Origin of the sequence: Brachyspira alvinipulli ATCC 51933 (assembly GCF_000518245.1) — a bacterium.
GTDB classification, from domain to species: domain Bacteria; phylum Spirochaetota; class Brachyspiria; order Brachyspirales; family Brachyspiraceae; genus Brachyspira; species Brachyspira alvinipulli.
Genome location: NZ_KI912408.1, coordinates 131,320 through 149,427, shown reverse-complemented (window position 1 = coordinate 149,427; position 18,108 = coordinate 131,320). Strand labels below are relative to the sequence as shown.

The following is an 18,108-nucleotide window of genomic DNA, read 5'->3' as shown; positions in this document are numbered from 1 at the left end:
GCTAAGAAAAAAGCAGAAGCTGAGGCAAAGGCTAAAGCAGAGGCAGAAGCTAAGAAGAAAGCTGAAGAGGAAGCTAAGAGAAAAGCAGCTGAAGAAGCTAGATTAAAAGCGGAAGCAGAGGCAAAAGCCAAAGCAGAAGCAGAAGCTAAAAGAAAAGCTGAAGAAGCAGCTAGAGCTAAACAGCAGGCTATAGCAAAAGCTAAGCAGGATATAAATAATGCTCAGCAAAAATATAATGCTCTTATAAGCGACAGTACAATTACTAGAGGTGATGACAATGATAAAAATATTTCTACACTTTTAGCTGATGCTAATAGAGTAGTTGAGAATGATCCTGCAACAGCAAGTCAAAAAGCTTTAGAGGCTTCTAAGAATATGGATGATTTAGTTAAAGCTCGCAATGAAGCTATAGCTAGAGAAGAAAATCAGAAGAACTTAGAAGAGGTTAAAAACAGATATCAGCAGCTTGTTGATGATGGATATATAATTCCTGAAACTGATGAGGATGTGAATTTATCTAGAGTGATAAAAGAGGCTGAAGATGCTCTTACTAATAATAATAACACTTTAGCTGAAGAAAGAATAAGTCAAGCTAATCAAACTATGAATGCTATATTTGAAGCTGGTCCTAAGAGACCTATAGATGGTGATTTGATGGATGCAGATTTGAATGCAGATCCTGGTTATATAATAGATGCTAATACTGGAAGAAATGTTAATGCTGAAGGTAAAGTTACTGTACTTCCTATGTATTATGTAGTTGTACAGAGAACTCCTTTAACTGACGCTTTATGGAGAATAGCTGGTTACTCTTATATATATAATGATCCAATACAATGGTATAGATTGTATCAGGCAAATAGAAATGTATTGAGAGACCCTAATAATCCAGACTTAATATTACCAGGTCAGATATTAACTATACCTAGTATGAATGGAGAATTGAGAGAAGGTACTTATGATCCTACTTTAGAATATCTAACTTATGATGAAGCTATCATATTAAGAGAACAGCAACAGCAAAATGTTGCAGAAAATCCTGAAGGAGAAGTTAATACTGAGGAAAATTAATAGATAGGCTTTAAAAGTACTTAGTAAATAAAAACAAAGCCATGCATGAAATAATATAATCATGCATGGCTTTTTTATAAAAAGACTTGCTTAATTAAAAAGCAAGTCTTTTGTTTTATTAAAGTTTTATTTTTTGTATTTTATATTTTTAGCAGCAGCTACAAATCCTACAAATAAAGGATGTGGATTAGTTATTCTTGATTTTAATTCTGGGTGAAATTGTACGCCTATCATATAAGGATGATCTTTTATTTCTGCTATTTCTGCTAGATTTCCATCTTTTAATTTTCCAGTTATAATAAATCCAGCCTTTTCCATATCATTTATATAGTCATTATTAAATTCGTATCTATGTCTATGTCTTTCGCTTATTGATGTTTTTCCATATAATTTATGAGCTAAACTTCCTTCTTTTATTTCACAATTAAAGGCTCCAAGTCTCATAGTTCCGCCTTTAAGTATATTTTTTTTCTGCTCTTCCATAAGTGTTATTATAGGATGTTTTGTATTTTCATTTACTTCTAAAGTATTAGCATCTTCAAATCCAAGAACATTTCTAGCAAATTCAACACTCATAAGCTGCATACCTAAACATATTCCAAAGTAAGGTATTTGATTTTCTCTTGCATATTTTATAGCTTTTATTTTTCCTTCTATTCCTCTCTCTCCAAATCCTCCTGGTATTATTAAGCCTTGTACATTTTCAAAATATGATGATATATTATCATTTTTCTCTAAATCTTCAGCACTTATCCATTCTATATCTACATTTATATCATTATATATTCCTCCATGATTCAATGCTTCTATTAATGATATATAAGCATCTTTCATAGAAATATATTTTCCTACTATTGCTATTTTTATTCTTTCATTTTGTATAGCTATATTTTTTTGTTTGCATACCAAATCTGTCCAATTTCTTAAATCTATTTTAGCTGTTTCAAGCTTAAAATGTTTACATACAACATTAGAAAGTCCCTGAGCTTCAAGCATCAAAGGTACCCCATATATATTAGGCTCATCGAAATTTTCAAATACATTTTCTTTTGGTAAATTACAAAATAATGCTATTTTAGCTTTATGTGATTCTTGTAAATGCTTACTTGTTCTGCATACCAAAATATCTGGTATAATACCGCTTTGCATAAGTTCTTTAACACTATGCTGTGTAGGTTTAGTTTTTATCTCTTCTGAAGAACTGATAAAAGGTATTAAAGTTACATGTATATATAGAACATTATCCTGACCTAATTCTGTTTTTACTTGTCTTATAGCTTCAATATATGGTAATGATTCTATATCTCCTATAGTTCCTCCTATTTCTGTTATGACTATATCAGTCTTTGTAGTATCATTTTTTCTATATATTCTTCTTTTTATTTCGTTGGTAATATGAGGTATAACCTGAACAGTTTCTCCAAGATATTTACCTTCTCTTTCCATATTTATAACATGTTGGTATATTTTTCCTGTTGTTACATTGCTGTATTTATTTAAATTTTCATCTATAAATCTTTCATAATGCCCTATATCCAAATCTGTTTCTGCTCCGTCATCAGTAACGAAAACTTCTCCATGCTGAAATGGACTCATGGTACCAGGGTCAAGATTAATATACGGGTCAAATTTTTGTATAGTTACACTTAATCCTCTGGCTTTTAGAAGTCTTCCTAAAGAAGCAGCTGTTATTCCTTTACCTAGTCCAGATACAACTCCGCCTGTTACAAATATATACTTAGTATTCATATAATCCTCTGTTTATTTTATTGTATTTATTATCAACCTTACTAACATTATCATAAATAATTATTAAATCAAGTAAATTTTATTATTAAGTTCTTATAAAATTTATTATTTTTTATTTTATATATTAGTAATTTTCATTTTAGACTTATATTATTTAACTATAATTCCATTTTTTTCATCAAAATTAAAATAGTGTAATTTTATATTATTGTTTGATTTACAATTATGAAATGCTGAATTAGAATTGCTTGCTATGAATATTTGTACACCTGTTTTGGATAATTCTAACAGCATATTTATAAAATCGTCTGTAAAGTTATAATCTAATCCGTCAAATAATAAAATACTTTCTTTATCAATATTTTCTAATTCTATATTTGTTGATGTATATATAAATTTTTTATTTATTGGAAAAGCATTTTTATTTTTTACATGAATATCGAAAGATGTTATTATTGAATTTTTATCTATTGTACTGTCTGCTGTAAAATTTTCATCGGTTATAATATTAAATGGTACAAAATGTATATATTCATTAAAAATTATTCTCCATACATTAAGTGCTAAATATTTTCCAGCTAAAGAAGTGATAGATGAAAATGGAAAATTTTCTTCTGATGCTATTGAATAAATTTCTCCTTCTTTTTTATTTATATAAAATTTTTCATCTAAGCAATGAATAGATTTTAATAAATCTATTTTGGCATTATCATCATCTCCGATAAATATATTGATTTTATCAGAAAATTTTATATAACAATCTTTAAATGATGTAAAATTGTTTAGGTATACATTTTCTATAATCATTTATATTCCTATTATATTTTTATATCAAAAATATTTTTAATTTTATTTTTTACTATTTCAAAATTTATATCATTATTAACAGCATTTTCATTTTCTAAAGTGAGCATTGACATTACAGCAGCAAATTTTATTTTTTTGTCCAAATCGTAATTATGAAATATTGAGTATATAATGCCTGACATAAAAGCATCTCCAGCACCGGAAGCATTAATAATATTTACATTAGGTGCTTCTAAATGAAAAGCGTAGTCTTTATCATAAGTTCCGTAACATATACCATTGCCGCCAAATGTTATGTAAACTTCTTTGATTCCTTTATTTAAAAATGTTTTTACAGCTTCTTTACCATCTTCTATAGTATTAATATCTTTATCCAATAAAAAAGAGGCTTCATTGGAATTTGTTTTCAAGGCATAAATATTTTTTTCTAAGCCTTTTATATTGAGCGCTTTTTTTATAGAAACGGCATCAGTTATTAATTTTTTATTTGGGAATTCTTTTATCAAATATTCAAATATATCTCTATTCATTACAGCAGATATGCTTATAAATTTTGATTTTTCTATTATTTCTCTAATGCTTTCTAAATATTCTATATTGATGTTTTTATCTAAATAATCCATATCAGATATTCCAATTTCTAAGTCTTTTTCATTATTCATAACAGCAATATATGATGTAGAACTTCCCTTTTTTACTATATATGAAGTATCAATTCCCAATGATTTAATATTATCAAAAAGTATATTTCCAAATATATCATCTCCTATGGAAGTAATGAATTTAATATCTTTAAGCCCAAGATTAGATAGATTATTAACGATATTTCTTTCTACTCCTCCTGCACATATATTTATTTTACCTGGATTTGATTCTTTTAAAATAATATTAGATTTTGAGAATCCTTGTATATCTATATTAGATCCGCCTATTGATAATATATAATCTTTCATTTAATACCTTTTACTATAATTAAAATATATTATAACAAATTGTTATTTTTTGACAAATTATATTTTTTTACTATATTTTAAATACATTTTTATTGAGGTATTAATATGTCTTATGCTGAAGAATATATAAAATCTAACAAAGTTATTAAAGAAGTTTCTGAAAAAAAGGAAACTTTATGGATAAATGACAGACTATTAAAATTTGATATTATAGATGCTTTATGTCAATTAGTTGTTTCTGATGATAATATACTTGATGCAGAAAATAGATTAAAAAAATTTGCTCCTTTTATAGAGAAATGCTTTGAAGAAACTAAAAAGAATAACGGTATAATAGAATCTCCTATAGTAGAAATCCCTGCTATGAAAAAAAGTTTAGAAGAAACTTATAAATGCAGTATAAACGGAAGACTATTTTTAAAGATGGATAGTCATCTTGATATAGCAGGTTCAATAAAGGCTAGGGGAGGAATATATGAAATTCTTAAACATGCTGAAAATTTGGCTTTAAAAAATTCTATGATAAAAAAGGATGATGATTATTCCAAATTTGCTGAAATGAAAGATTTTTTTAATAATTACACTGTTCAAGTTGGTTCTACAGGTAATTTAGGAATGTCTATAGGTATAATGAGTGCTGCAATAGGATTTAAAGTTAAAGTACATATGTCAGCAGATGCTAAGGAATGGAAAAAAGAACTTTTGAGAAATAGAGGAGTAGAAGTTTTAGAATATAAAGATGATTACTCTAAAGCTGTTGCTGAGGGAAGAAGATTATCGGATTTAGATCCAAATAGTTATTTCGTAGATGATGAAAAATCTGTTGATTTATTTTTAGGATATGCAGTTGCTGCCAACAGATTAAAAAAGCAATTGGAAGACATGAATATTACCATAGATGAAAAACATCAAATTATAGTATATATACCTGCCGGAGTAGGAGGAGCACCTGGAGGAGTAAGCTACGGACTTAAAAGAATTTTTAAAGATAATGTTCATTGTTTTTTTACAGAGCCGGTCAATTGTCCTTCGGTTTTGCTTGGAATAGCCACACAGAAATTTGAAAAGGCTAATGTACATGATTTCGGAATATCCGGAATTACTGAGGCTGATGGGCTTGCTTGTGCCAGTCCTTCTGGTTTCGTTACAAGAATAATGACAAATATTATTTCCGGTGATTTTACGGTTTATGATTATAAGCTTTATGATTATTTAAGGCTGCTTAATGATTCTGAAAATATACAAATAGAACCTTCAAGCTGTGCAGCATTTGCCGGAGCTGTAGGATTTGATATATTTGACTCTGCTAAAGATTATTGTAAAAAATATAATTTAACAAAAGATATTTTACATAACTCTATTCATATATGTTGGGCTACAGGCGGAAGACTTATACCTGATGATATAAAAAAGAAATATTTAGAAACATATTTAAATTAATTCTCTAATTATGTCTGGATATTTTATTGATTCTATTTTTTTATTTTTAGAATCATTATCAAATTCAGTAACATGAACTCTTATAGGATTAATTTGCATTTTTATATATTCTATAACACTATTGGAAACAAAAACATCTTTTTTTATATTAATTATAATAAAAGGTGTTTTAAATCCTCTTGTATGCAGTAATTCTACCTGTTCTAAAGATGAATGTATAACATTAGAATCATATTCTATTACAGGTATAATATTTATGCTATTTTCTTTTTCTATATCTAGTATTAAATCCATAAAATTATAATTTTCTTTTATAGGATCATATAGGCATAATGATTCAAATACCATATATTCATAATGTTCTTTATTTTCATCTATTAAATCAGTAATATCTCTTTCATCTATTTTTGCATTAATGCTGTGAAGAGGAGATATATTTCCATTAGTAGCATAAGAAACAAATATATCCGAAGCTTTTAAATTAGCAGTATTTTTTATGTATTCAGCATCAAATAATTTATTATCACGCACTTCCATGATAAAAGGTTTATAATAGCATACTTTTTTATCAAACATTTTTAATGATGCTGCTATATGGGAAGAAATATAGGTTTTTCCTGCATGCTTTTTATTTGATATAACACAAAATATTTCCATCAAAATTGCCCTTAAAATTAAATATCTTTAGCCTCTACTTTTAATTTATATTTAATTTTTTCATTAGGTTTTAAATACATATTCTTACAGCAAACTATTGTAGAGTTTTGATAATTCATTTCTAGTTTATCAACGGCATCAGATATAGTGTAATTAGGCATATATAAGAATATTGTCTCATCACTGGCTTCTATTGATACATTTACTTTTATATATCCTTTATCAACCATACCGAAAGCAGTTCCATGATATTCTCCTGCACTTGAAAGATTAACAGATATTTTACTATCTCCTCCTGTATAATATCTGTCAGGTTCATTTCCTGCAAGCAGTGTTATATTATTTTCTAAAGCATATACAAATTCTATATCTTCATTAGATTTATTTTCTATAATTGCTTCAACTGAAAAACCGCCTTCATTTTGAATAACGTATCTTTTTATCAAATGAATATCTTTTCCATTAACTTTTGAAGTTTTTTCAAAAGATACTGAAGCATAATCTTTGTTTATGATATTTTCAATAACATTATAGTATGATTCATAAAATAAAGCATTTTCCTCATATTTTAATAATTGGAATTCTTCAGCAGTAGGCACTTTATTTAAGAAGTGATCAACAGCAAATACTTTTTCATTTTTATCAAATACTAAATACTTAGCTATATTTTCATCTACTTTTTTTGCTATTTCATGTATTGATACATGTTCATTATCATTTTGATTATTATTAGCATTTCTCATAGCTGCTATATGATATGCTTCTTCTCTTCTTTTTAAGCAGTCTATTAAATTTATTGGATTTTCTGTTTTTAAATCCCATTCTATTATAGATCCGCTTAAAGTATGGAATAAGAATGCTTCTCTTCTTGATGAGATTATAATTTCTTCTCTTCCGTCCATATCAAAATCTAAGTTATGGTTTAAGAAATAATTTCTTCCATATACTTTTTCTAATGAAATTTCAGTAGCTCTGATTAAATTAGCATAAGTTTCATGTCTTAAATTATTTAAATAAAGTCCTCCGAAAGTTCCATGCCAGTAAGGACAATTGCATTGACCTTTTAAAAGATATTCTAAAGCTGCTTCTTTTTCTTTATAATTAGATTCTGTGATTTCTCCTATCATGTTTGAAGTAAATATCATTCTTTTATTCATTCTGTTGCTTTCAGAATATTTAGCAAAATAATTTCTCCAGAACCCGCCTCTCATAAATCTTGTAATAATTTCATTTTCTTCAGATTTTTTTAATTCTTCCTGTTTTGAATGGAATTCATCCTGTATCTTAGCAGGCAATACCCAAGTAAGCATTTCTTCATAAGAACCTGTAGGTATATATATTTTAGATATTGGAGGATGTTTCTGCATATATTCGCTGTATGTAGTTGTTATAATTGTATCTTTTTCTCTAGTAAGTGCTTCAAAGAATTTTTCAAGCCATTTATCTTCATAAACCCATTTTTGAGTACCAGGCCAATCTCCATATTTCTCTCCGTCATCATGCAGTACAACAACTCTGTCGCCTTCTTCTGTTGCTATGGATTTTAAATATTCTATGGACTTTTCTACTTCTCTAAACGGTATTAGATAACGAAGTTCCTGAGATATAGGGAATATATTTAATTTATAATTTTCATCATCTGTAATAAAATATCCAAACATATTTTTTGTATCTATTCCAGTGGTTAAAAATTGCGAATCATCAAGCATTATATATTTAAGCCCATTTTTAGCCAAACTTTTAACTAATGTAGGTTCCCAAACTCTTTCTGCTATCCAAGCACCGTTAGGAGTTACAGCAAAATTATTTTCTATATATTTATTTAATTTATTTATTTGTATATCTCTATCTTTATTAGGTATAGAAGGCATTATAGGCTCATAAAAACCGCCGCTTTGTATTTCTATTCTATTTTCAGAAGCTAATCTTTTTAAAGCATATATATGCTCAGGATGTTTTTTTTCTATCCATTCTAAAAGACATCCTGTATAATGAAAATTAAATTTTATATCTTTGTAATTTTCTAAAATATCTAAAAACGGCTTGTAGGCATTTTTATATGTATTTTCAAATACAAAATCAAAATTTCCTACAGGCTGATGGTTATGGTTTCCTAATATTAAATTTATAGTTTTCATTATGATACCCTATTTTTATTATTTAAAATTTCGTAATAATATTAATTTTAATTAACATAATTCTATACTAAATATATGTTTTTGTAAAGTTTTTTAGTTTGAATTTTATCTATAGTATTACTAAAAACAGTATTGACTTTTTTATATTTTATTTTAAAATTTTCGATTATCAAAAAAACGCATTTTTTTAAAAACTGCTATTTTTTGGTAAAATAAATATTTAAGGAAATTTTTATATGTGCGGTATAGTTGGATATGTAGGTAATAATAATGCTGTTGATATTTTAATGGAGGGATTATCTTCTTTAGAATATAGAGGATATGATTCAGCCGGTATATCTGTAGTTAATTCAAATAATAATATTGTTACTTTAAAATCGGAAGGAAAACTTGAGAATTTAAAGAGTATTGTTGAGGCTAGGGATAATATAAATTCAAATATAGGAATAGGACATACAAGATGGGCAACGCATGGAGCTCCTTCAGATATAAATGCACATCCTCATTCTACATCAAGACTTTCACTTGTTCATAATGGTATTATAGAAAATTATAAGGATATAAAAAATGATTTAATTAATAAAGGATACAAATTCCTTTCAGAAACTGATACGGAAGTTGCTGCTAATTTAATAGACTCTTTATATGATGGAGACCCTTTAAGTGCTATAATAAAAGCTGTTGATATAATAGAAGGTTCTTATGCATTTGCCATGATATTTAAAGATGATATTGAAAAGGTATATTCTATTAGAAAAGGTGCTCCGTTGATAGCTGCTTTAGGAAAGAATGAAAATTTTTTGGCATCAGATATACCTGCAATATTAAAATATACTAATAAATATATTTTGATAGAAGAATGCAATATTGCTGTATTAGAAAAAAATAACATAACCATTTATGATAAAGATTTGAAAAAAGTTGATTATGAGGTATTAGAAGCTAATTGGACTGTAGAGCAGGCAGAGAAATGCGGATATGATCATTTTATGCTTAAAGAAATTAATGAACAGCCTAAAGCATTGCTTGATACAATAGAGCCTAGAATAGTAAAGGGAGTGCCTAATTTTGAAAGAGATGGAATTGAGGATGAAAATTTTTGGAAATTTTTTGACAGAGTTTATATAGTAGGTTGCGGTACGGCTATGCATGCTGCCATGATAGGTAAAAGACTTATAGAAGATAATTGCAGAATACCTGTAGAATGTGAAATAGCTTCTGAGTTTAGATATAAAAACCCAATACTTACGGATAAAACTTTATCTATATTTATATCTCAGTCCGGAGAAACAGCTGATACTTTAGCTGCATTAAATTTAGTAAAAGAAAAAGGATGTAAGAGTTTAGCTATAGTTAATGTTAATGGCTCTTCTATAGCCAGAAATGCTGATTATGTTATATATACTTATGCAGGCCCTGAAATATCTGTAGCTTCAACAAAAGCATATTCTGTGCAAATGGCTATAATGTATTTAATAACTTTCAAGATTATGATGTCAAGAGAAATGAATGATGATAATTATATAAGAAGTCTCATTAAATATCTTCTTCAAACTATAGATTCTGTTAATGATGTTCTTTTGATGAATGACAAAATAAAAGATTTATGCGTTGATTATAAAGAAGCTTCAAGCATATTTTTTATAGGAAGAGATTTAGATTATTATCAAGTTATGGAAGGGGCTTTAAAAATGAAAGAGATTAGTTATATACATTGCGAGGCTTATGCCGGAGGAGAGCTTAAGCATGGTGCAATATCTCTCATAACAGATAATACTCCTGTAGTAGCTTTGGCTGTACAAGAGAAAATATTAGCTAAGATGATAAGCAATACCAAAGAAGTTATATCAAGAGGTGCTAATGTTCTTCTTTTTGTAAAAGATGGCATAGATATAGACAAAGATGCTTACAGAAAAATAGTTTATTTGCCAAAGGTTGAAGATATGTTTATGCCTATAGTTTCAATAGTAGCATTGCAATTATTAGCTTATCATACCGCAGTAATAAGAGGATGCGATGTTGATAAGCCTAGAAATTTAGCTAAAAGTGTTACTGTGGAATGATATAAAAAATAAATTATCATTCGAAGCTGTTTCAAAATATGATATTTATTTGTAATAAGATTTTGATTGTATTTTTTTATTAATTAATTTATTATTAACATAATTATATTTAAAGGATACTTATTTTGAGAGCTATAAGACTTGATATAGAAACTAGAGAGAAGGGTTTTTTATCTCCGGCAGCTGCATTCTCATCAGAAAGTAAAGGAACTGTATACCCTAGAGAAAAAGATGATATAAGAACTATTTATATGCAGGACAGAGACAGAATAGTTCATAGTGAATATTTCAGGCGTCTTAAAGATAAGGCACAAGTTATAATGCTTTCTGTAGGAGATTTTAGGACAAGACTTACTCATACGCTTGAAGTTATGCAGATAGCTAGAAGTATAGCAAGGGCATTGAGATTAAATGAAGATTTAACAGAAGCTATATCATTCGGACATGATTTAGGGCATTCCCCATTCGGACATGCAGGAGAGAGAGCTATAGCTAAATATTTTAAAGGATTTCATCATTCTTCGCATTCTTTAAGAGTAGTTGAACATTTAGAAAAAGGTAAAGGACTTAATTTAAGTTTTGAAGTAAGAGATGGTATTATAAAACATACTAAAGGAAAAAGCGGAAAATTGATAGCAGATTCATCAGGACCTTGCACAAATGAAGGTATGATTGTTAGGATATCAGATACTATTGCTTATGCCAATCATGATGTTGATGATGCTATAAGATATGGGCTTTTAAAATTAGAGGATATTCCTAAAGATATAACTAATGTTTTAGGTTATACTTATGGAGAGAGAGCTGATACTATGATTATGGCTGTTATAGAAGCAAGTATGGAAAAAATGGAAATAGATATAGATGAAAAAGTGCTTAAGGCTATAAATGATTTAAGAGCTTTTATGTTTGAGACTGTTTATGAGAGTAAAACAATACTTGAAGATGCAGAACGTGTTAATAGAATAGTATCAACTATATTTGAATATTTAATGAAGCATAAAGAAATAATAGAAGAAGATAAATTATTCAAAAAGGCAAATATTCCATATACCAGCGATGAAGAACTTGTTAAGGATTATGTTGCTCATCTAACTGATTCTGAAGCAATTAGTCTTCATAAAAAAATAACTTATGGAAAATTAAATTACATATAATGGCTATGATAGATGTATAATGATAAACATTTAAAAAACATAGATAATGCTTTAAAGAAAGCCGAACTTCTTTATGATAATTGTGTATGCTGCGGCCATATATGCAATGTTAACCGCAATGAAAAGAAGATAGGAAGATGCAAAATTTTTGAGGATACTAATCATGTAAAAACGGCATCTCATACTTTGCATTTTGGAGAAGAGCCAATGCTTGTAGGCAAAGGAGGAAGCGGGACAGTATTTTTTTCAAGCTGTAATTTGAGCTGTGTATTTTGTCAGAATCATCAAATAAGTTCTGACGGAGTGGGAGATATAATTGATATAGAAACATTAGCTGATTATTTTTTGGATTTGGAAAAACAGGGAGCTGAAAATATTAATTTGGTTAGTGCTACTCATGTAATATTTCCTGTTTTGAAAGGATTAAAAATTGCTTTTGAAAAAGGACTTAATCTGCCTATAGTTTATAATACAAATGGATATGACACTGTAGAATTATTAGACTGCTTGAATGGTATTGTTGATATATATTTGCCGGATTTGAAATATGTTTTTGATGATAAGGCTTTTAAATATTCCAGAGCTGAAAATTATTTTAATATAGCTATTAATGCAATAGAAATAATGAAAAAACAGGTTGGCGATTTAGTGTTGGATGATAATGGTATTGCTAAAAGCGGTATTATAATAAGGCATTTAATATTGCCTAATAATGAATCGGATTCTTATGATATATTAATAGAATTAAAAGAGAGAGATTTTTTAAAAAGCACTATATCTTTAATGTCTCAATATAACCCTAAGTTTAAAGCTTGCAATTTTGAAAATATAAATAGAAAACTATATAAAAATGAGTATGATGATTTGGTTGATTATGCTATTGATTTAGGATTTGAAAATTTATTAGTTCAAGAAATGGAAAGTTCTGAGACTTATTTACCTGATTTTACTAAAGAAAAGCCTTTTTTATGATAAAATGCTAAAATATTTTAATTTTAATTTAATAATTTTATTTTTTGACAAAAATATTTTATGATGTATAATTATATTGAGATACTATATTATTTCATAGGGATAAATTTATGAAAGAAATACTTTCTGATTTAGAAAGCGATGATGTAGAAAAAAGATTAAATGCTCTTGATGAACTTGCAAGCATAGTTTCAACAGCTGATAGAATAGCTGTTATCAAAGCATTAAAGCCACATATATTAGATTGGGATGAAAATGTTAGGTTAAAAGTGGCTCAGGTATTAAAATTGTATACGGGACAATAATTATGGGAAGAATAATATCTTTTTCCAGCGGCAAAGGCGGTGCCGGTAAAACTTTATGTTCAGTTAATTTTTCCGCCGAATTAGCTTCCAGAGGCTACAAAGTTTTGGTATTCGATATAGATATTAACTGTTCTAATGTTTTTATATTACTTCATGTTAAACCTCAGTCTAAGCTGCAGGAGTATTTTGAAGGTACTTTAACATTAAAAGACTGTGTTATTAAAAGCGAATATGGTATAGATGTTATAAGTGCAGGAGTTAATATACAAAGATTTGTTCAATTTGAAAATGATTTCAATTTGTCTAATTTAGCTAAAGATTTAAAAGTTTTAGCTGATGATTATGATTATGTAATTATAGATTATGCTGCTGGTATAACTCAGCCTATGATGCGTTTTTATGAAATGTCTGATGATATTATACTTGTTGCTAATCCTGAAATTACTGCTTTAACAGATCTTTATAGATTAATGAAAATGATATATGTTAATAACATGACAGATAAGATGTATTTAATAGTTAATAAAGTAAAAAATATTGACTGGGCTATAAATTTATATAGAGAAATTAAAAAAGTTTCAGCAAAGTTTTCATTAGATATAAATTTGGTATTATTAGGGCCTGTTCTTTTTGATGAGGAAAAAGTTATGATATCTGTTCAAAAGAGAACACCTATTATAATACTTTATCCTAAAACTCCTATAAAGGGAGGGTTTTCTTTAGCTGTTACAAGATATCTTTATGATATAGGAGTAATGAAAGAAGAAAATGCTAGAGAAAAAACATTCTCAGATTTTTTCTAATATGCTTATTCTATAATATTAATATCATCCTTTGGTATAAAAAAATTAACTTCAAATAGTAATTTAAATTTGACAAATATACATAATATTGGTAAACTATTACTTATAAGATATAAACAGAGGTATATTATTATGGATAAAAAGATTATTATAACTATTAGCAGAGAATTCGGCAGCGGCGGTAGGTATATTGGAGAAATGGTTGCTAAGAGACTAGATATACCTTTTTATGATAAAGCTATAATAGAAATGGCTTCAGATAAAACAGGATTCTCTCCAGATTATATTAAAGAAAATGAGCAAAAATTGACAGGCTCTTCTCTGTTTAATTTTGCTATAACTGGTTCTTATGCTGGAAATATGGTTTTCGGCAATGGGGAATCTTTGCAGGACACTATGTTTTTTGCTCAAAGCAATGTTATAAAAGAAGTAGCGTCAAAACATTCATGTGTTATAGTTGGAAGATGTGCAAATCATGTGTTGGAAAATTTTGATAACTGCATTAATATATTTATCTATTCAGATATTGATAGTAAAATAAAACGTGCTGTTAATGAATATAAACTCGATGCCTCTAATATAGAAAAGATATTAAAAGAGAGAGATAAATTAAGGTCAAAACATTACAATTATTATACAGGTAAAAATTGGGGAGATGCAAGAAATTATCATGCTTGTTTAAATAGTGATTTTATAGGTATTGATAATACGGTTGATATAATAGAAAAAATAGCAAAATCAAGGTAATAATAAGCATGAAAATAATAGCTGATTTACATACGCACACTTTGGTGAGTGAACATGCATATAGTACAGTAGATGAAATGATAAATGCAGCAAAAGATAAAGGTTTTTTGGCTTTAGCTATTACAGATCATGGGCCTGCTTCCAGTGATGGAGCTAAATCTGTACATTTTAAGGCTATGCATAGTCTGCCTGAATATATTAATGGAGTTAGATTATTAAAAGGGGCTGAAGTTAATATTATAGATTACAGCGGAAAATTGGATTTAAGTTCTAATATTTTAGTTAATTTAGATTTTGTTGTAGCATCATATCATGAAGATGCTTTGCAGCCTATTAATATTAAAGAGCATACAAATGGTTATGCTGAGGTTATAAAGAATAAAGATGTTAATTGTTTGGGGCATGTTGGAAATCCAAGATTTCAATTTGATATGGATTATATTATAAAGATGTGTAGAGAGTATAATAAACTCATAGAAATTAATTCTTCATCTTTTACTGTTAGACCTGGCAGTGCACCTATATGTAAAGAGGTAGCATTACTTTGTAAGAAATATGGAGTAAATATTGTGATTACTTCGGATGCCCATTCAAAATATAAGGTTGGAGACCATACAGATGCTATTAATATGTTAAATGATATAGACTTTCCAGAAACTCTTATCTTGAATTTGGATTATGATAGATTAATGGAATATCTTCAAATTCAAAAATGATATTTTATGAAATAAATTTTAGCTTCTTTTTTATATATTTGTATAATATATTATCTAATTTCTAATTAATGTTATTGTTTTATATATAAATTTCTATTATAATAATACAATAACTTAATATTTTATGTTATTGATTAGTAATATAAAAATTAGAGAGGTTTTATGTTAGATGTTTTAATAAAAAATATAGGATCATTAGTAACAGCTGAAGGTAATACTCCATTATCTGGTAAAAATCAAGGCAATGTTAGATTTTATGAGAATGCTGCTATTGGTATTAAAGATGGAATTATAGAGTATGTTGGTGATAATAAAAAATTGAAGGCTAAAAAAACTATAAATGCACATGGACTTTTAGTTACATCTGGACTTATAGATTGCCATACACATTTTGTTTTCGGAGGATCAAGAGAAGATGAAATGTATAATATAGTTACTGGAAATATGAGTTATTTAGACATAATAAAATCTGGTTACGGCATACTATCAACTGTTAAAGATACTAGAAACAAAACAGAAAATTTTCTCTATAAAAAGACACTTCCTGTATTAGATAATATGTTAAAATATGGTACTACAACACTTGAAGGTAAAAGCGGTTATGGTCTTACACTTAAAGATGAAATAAAAATATTAAAAGTGATGAAAAAATTGAATGATAATCATCAAATTGATATAGTAGCAACTTTTATGGGAGGACATGTTGTTCCAGATGAATATAAAAATGACAGAGATGGATATATAGAGCTTATATGTAATGATATGATACCGGAAATATCTAAATTAAAATTGGCAGAATTTTGCAATGTATTTTGTGATACAGGCGGTTTTGATATGGAAGAGACTCATAAAATTCTTAATTCTGCTCAGGAATATAATATGGGACTTAAAGTTCATTCGGATCAATTAGAAACTAGCGGCGGTTCATATTTGGCAGCAAGATTTAAAGCAGTAAGTGCTGAACATTTAATTATGTCTGATGATAGAGCTATAAACCTTATAGGAAAGTCGGGTGTTGTAGCGGTTCTTTTGCCTAATACTTCCTTTTATTTAAGTATGCCTTATGCTAGAGCGAGATATATGATAGAAATGGATGTTCCTATAGCAATAGCATCTGATTATAATCCTGGATCTAGTCCAAGTTATAATATACAGTTTATTATGAAATTATCTTATATTTTATATAAATTAAAACCAGAGGAGATATTAAATTCTGTAACAATTAATGCAGCTTGTGCTATAAATAGGGGAGATGAAATAGGTACTATAGAAGTTGGGAAAAAAGCGGATATTATAATATGGAATGCGTATAATTTAAATTTTTTAGTCTATACTTTAGATAATAATTTATGCAATATGGTATTAAAATCAGGTAATATAGTATATCAAAATGATATACTATAACACATATACTACATTTATTCCCCTTTTTGCATAAGGGGGTATCATTTTTGCTTGACAATTTCTCTTTATTTGATTATATTATATCATTATATGTGTATAACTCTATACATTTTTACCTTTTAAGGGAGTAGTTTATTTAAATATAATGGCAGATGAATTGTTTTCAAGAAAAGAATCTGTAAAGGATATTTTCAACATTATAGAAAGTAAATTAAAGAAAGGTTTATTTAAAGAATCTATGGAAGATTTTGACAGAATCATGTACATGGATTTTGAATGTTCAAATCTTTACGAAAATATATCCTGTGTAAAGTTTTGGATTAATAGACTTGATAAATTTGATAAAGTAAAAAATAATTGTATAGAGTATTGTAAACTACTTGATTCCAGTTATAAGAAATTTAGAGCTTTTATAGGTAATAAATCTTATAACGAAGATTTGATATCAGTAAATGCTATACATTATTTTGTTTATAATAAAACTATTGAACTAATAATGAATAAAAATACTGATGATATTGAAGGAACAGAGGAGCTGCATTTATTATCAAATGCTTTTATAGAATTAAAGGATTACTCTATGGCTTTAAAGTCTTATGAGTATTTGAATACAATAGAGCCTTATAATTCAAATACTCTAAGTTTTATAGCTATGATTTATGATATACTTGGAGATAAGAAAAAATCCAAGATGTATATAAGAGATGCTTTATTTTATGATCCTTTAAGTATAGAATTTGAAAATATCAGCATTGATGTATTAAGAGAAATTAGAGATATAATAATTAAGAGGGGGGTTCATAATAATAGTCAGGAAGAGATAATAATGTGGATGAGTGCTTATGGTGAATTGATGAACATTTTAGATGTCAAAAGACCTTTAAGTGAAAAAGAAGAATTTGAACTTAGAAAGAATATTTCAAGATTGGAAGCAGATTACAGAAAGCTTAAATTAAGAGATATAACAGCACCTAAACTTTTATCATCTTATGCATTCCTTACAACATATCTTATTATGAGAAATAGTGATTCTGATGTTGAGGAAGTAAAGGTATGGGGCAGGAAGATGGCTATGATAGATAAGGACTTATTGCAATACTACATAAAAATACTAGATAAGGGGTGA

At 27.7% G+C, this 18,108-nt stretch carries 16 protein-coding genes; 11 read left to right on the top strand and 5 right to left on the bottom strand.

The window, feature by feature from the left end:
* The coding region (locus T324_RS18195) for a LysM peptidoglycan-binding domain-containing protein (RefSeq protein WP_038375367.1) at positions 1-1,071 on the top strand (1,071 nt) is incomplete at its 5' end.
* Positions 1,072-1,197: 126 nt separating this feature from the next.
* Here the strand turns inward: T324_RS18195 and T324_RS0116040 are convergent.
* The 3 genes from T324_RS0116040 to T324_RS0116030 form a co-directional block, all read right to left on the bottom strand.
* On the bottom strand, positions 1,198-2,820 hold the full coding sequence (locus tag T324_RS0116040) for a CTP synthase (RefSeq protein ID WP_028331181.1): 1,623 nt from the start codon (positions 2,818-2,820) through the stop codon (positions 1,198-1,200).
* 150 nt (positions 2,821-2,970) lie between these two features.
* Positions 2,971-3,627 (bottom strand): OLD family protein, encoded by a 657-nt coding sequence (locus T324_RS0116035; protein ID WP_028331180.1) that lies wholly within the window; start codon positions 3,625-3,627, stop codon positions 2,971-2,973.
* A gap of 11 nt (positions 3,628-3,638) precedes the next feature.
* Entirely contained in the window at positions 3,639-4,580 is a 942-nt protein-coding gene (locus tag T324_RS0116030) for a carbohydrate kinase family protein (RefSeq protein WP_028331179.1), read from the bottom strand.
* Between the two features lie 105 nt (positions 4,581-4,685).
* Here T324_RS0116030 and T324_RS0116025 point away from each other — a divergent pair, with 105 nt between their 5' ends.
* Positions 4,686-6,020 carry a D-serine ammonia-lyase gene (locus T324_RS0116025; RefSeq protein ID WP_028331178.1) on the top strand — a complete coding sequence of 445 codons (1,335 nt, stop codon included), beginning with the start codon at positions 4,686-4,688 and terminating at the stop codon, positions 6,018-6,020.
* Here T324_RS0116025 and T324_RS0116020 read toward each other — a convergent pair.
* Entirely contained in the window at positions 6,012-6,677 is a 666-nt protein-coding gene (locus T324_RS0116020) for a dethiobiotin synthase (RefSeq protein ID WP_028331177.1), read from the bottom strand. The two genes, T324_RS0116025 and T324_RS0116020, sit on opposite strands and share 9 nt — an antisense overlap.
* A 17-nt stretch (positions 6,678-6,694) precedes the next feature.
* Entirely contained in the window at positions 6,695-8,815 is a 2,121-nt protein-coding gene (locus T324_RS0116015) for an alpha-amylase/4-alpha-glucanotransferase domain-containing protein (RefSeq protein ID WP_028331176.1), read from the bottom strand.
* Positions 8,816-9,051: 236 nt separating this feature from the next.
* Between T324_RS0116015 and glmS the strand changes: the two genes are divergently transcribed.
* The 9 genes from glmS to T324_RS0115970 all read left to right on the top strand — a co-directional run bounded on the left by glmS (position 9,052) and on the right by T324_RS0115970 (position 18,108).
* Positions 9,052-10,878: a glutamine--fructose-6-phosphate transaminase (isomerizing) gene (gene glmS, locus T324_RS0116010; protein ID WP_028331175.1), complete on the top strand. Its 1,827-nt coding sequence runs from the start codon at positions 9,052-9,054 to the stop codon at positions 10,876-10,878.
* A 125-nt stretch (positions 10,879-11,003) separates the two neighbouring features.
* Entirely contained in the window at positions 11,004-12,035 is a 1,032-nt protein-coding gene (locus T324_RS0116005) for a deoxyguanosinetriphosphate triphosphohydrolase (protein WP_028331174.1), read from the top strand.
* Positions 12,036-12,047: 12 nt separating this feature from the next.
* A complete protein-coding gene (locus T324_RS0116000) occupies positions 12,048-13,007 on the top strand; it encodes a radical SAM protein (protein ID WP_028331173.1) in 960 nt (319 codons plus the stop codon).
* A gap of 110 nt (positions 13,008-13,117) precedes the next feature.
* Complete coding sequence (locus T324_RS0115995) at positions 13,118-13,312, top strand: hypothetical protein (RefSeq protein WP_028331172.1); 195 nt, start codon at positions 13,118-13,120, stop codon at positions 13,310-13,312.
* 2 nt (positions 13,313-13,314) lie between these two features.
* Entirely contained in the window at positions 13,315-14,115 is an 801-nt protein-coding gene (locus tag T324_RS0115990; protein ID WP_028331171.1) for an AAA family ATPase, read from the top strand.
* Positions 14,116-14,247: 132 nt separating this feature from the next.
* A complete protein-coding gene (locus T324_RS0115985) occupies positions 14,248-14,862 on the top strand; it encodes a cytidylate kinase-like family protein (RefSeq protein WP_028331170.1) in 615 nt (204 codons plus the stop codon).
* A gap of 8 nt (positions 14,863-14,870) precedes the next feature.
* Entirely contained in the window at positions 14,871-15,578 is a 708-nt protein-coding gene (locus T324_RS0115980) for a phosphatase (protein ID WP_028331169.1), read from the top strand.
* A gap of 162 nt (positions 15,579-15,740) precedes the next feature.
* Positions 15,741-16,982 (top strand): imidazolonepropionase, encoded by a 1,242-nt coding sequence (gene hutI, locus T324_RS0115975; protein WP_028331168.1) that lies wholly within the window; start codon positions 15,741-15,743, stop codon positions 16,980-16,982.
* A 145-nt stretch (positions 16,983-17,127) separates the two neighbouring features.
* On the top strand, positions 17,128-18,108 hold the full coding sequence (locus T324_RS0115970; RefSeq protein ID WP_028331167.1) for a tetratricopeptide repeat protein: 981 nt from the start codon (positions 17,128-17,130) through the stop codon (positions 18,106-18,108).

Coding starts and splice junctions, on each gene's coding strand:
- T324_RS0116040 (WP_028331181.1), bottom strand. CDS start 2,820: ATGAATACTAAGTATATATTTGTAACAGGCGGAGTTGTATCTGGACTA.
- T324_RS0116035 (WP_028331180.1), bottom strand. CDS start 3,627: ATGATTATAGAAAATGTATACCTAAACAATTTTACATCATTTAAAGAT.
- T324_RS0116030 (WP_028331179.1), bottom strand. CDS start 4,580: ATGAAAGATTATATATTATCAATAGGCGGATCTAATATAGATATACAA.
- T324_RS0116025 (WP_028331178.1), top strand. CDS start 4,686: ATGTCTTATGCTGAAGAATATATAAAATCTAACAAAGTTATTAAAGAA.
- T324_RS0116020 (WP_028331177.1), bottom strand. CDS start 6,677: ATGGAAATATTTTGTGTTATATCAAATAAAAAGCATGCAGGAAAAACC.
- T324_RS0116015 (WP_028331176.1), bottom strand. CDS start 8,815: ATGAAAACTATAAATTTAATATTAGGAAACCATAACCATCAGCCTGTA.
- glmS (WP_028331175.1), top strand. CDS start 9,052: ATGTGCGGTATAGTTGGATATGTAGGTAATAATAATGCTGTTGATATT.
- T324_RS0116000 (WP_028331173.1), top strand. CDS start 12,048: ATGTATAATGATAAACATTTAAAAAACATAGATAATGCTTTAAAGAAA.
- T324_RS0115995 (WP_028331172.1), top strand. CDS start 13,118: ATGAAAGAAATACTTTCTGATTTAGAAAGCGATGATGTAGAAAAAAGA.
- T324_RS0115990 (WP_028331171.1), top strand. CDS start 13,315: ATGGGAAGAATAATATCTTTTTCCAGCGGCAAAGGCGGTGCCGGTAAA.
- T324_RS0115985 (WP_028331170.1), top strand. CDS start 14,248: ATGGATAAAAAGATTATTATAACTATTAGCAGAGAATTCGGCAGCGGC.
- T324_RS0115980 (WP_028331169.1), top strand. CDS start 14,871: ATGAAAATAATAGCTGATTTACATACGCACACTTTGGTGAGTGAACAT.
- hutI (WP_028331168.1), top strand. CDS start 15,741: ATGTTAGATGTTTTAATAAAAAATATAGGATCATTAGTAACAGCTGAA.
- T324_RS0115970 (WP_028331167.1), top strand. CDS start 17,128: ATGGCAGATGAATTGTTTTCAAGAAAAGAATCTGTAAAGGATATTTTC.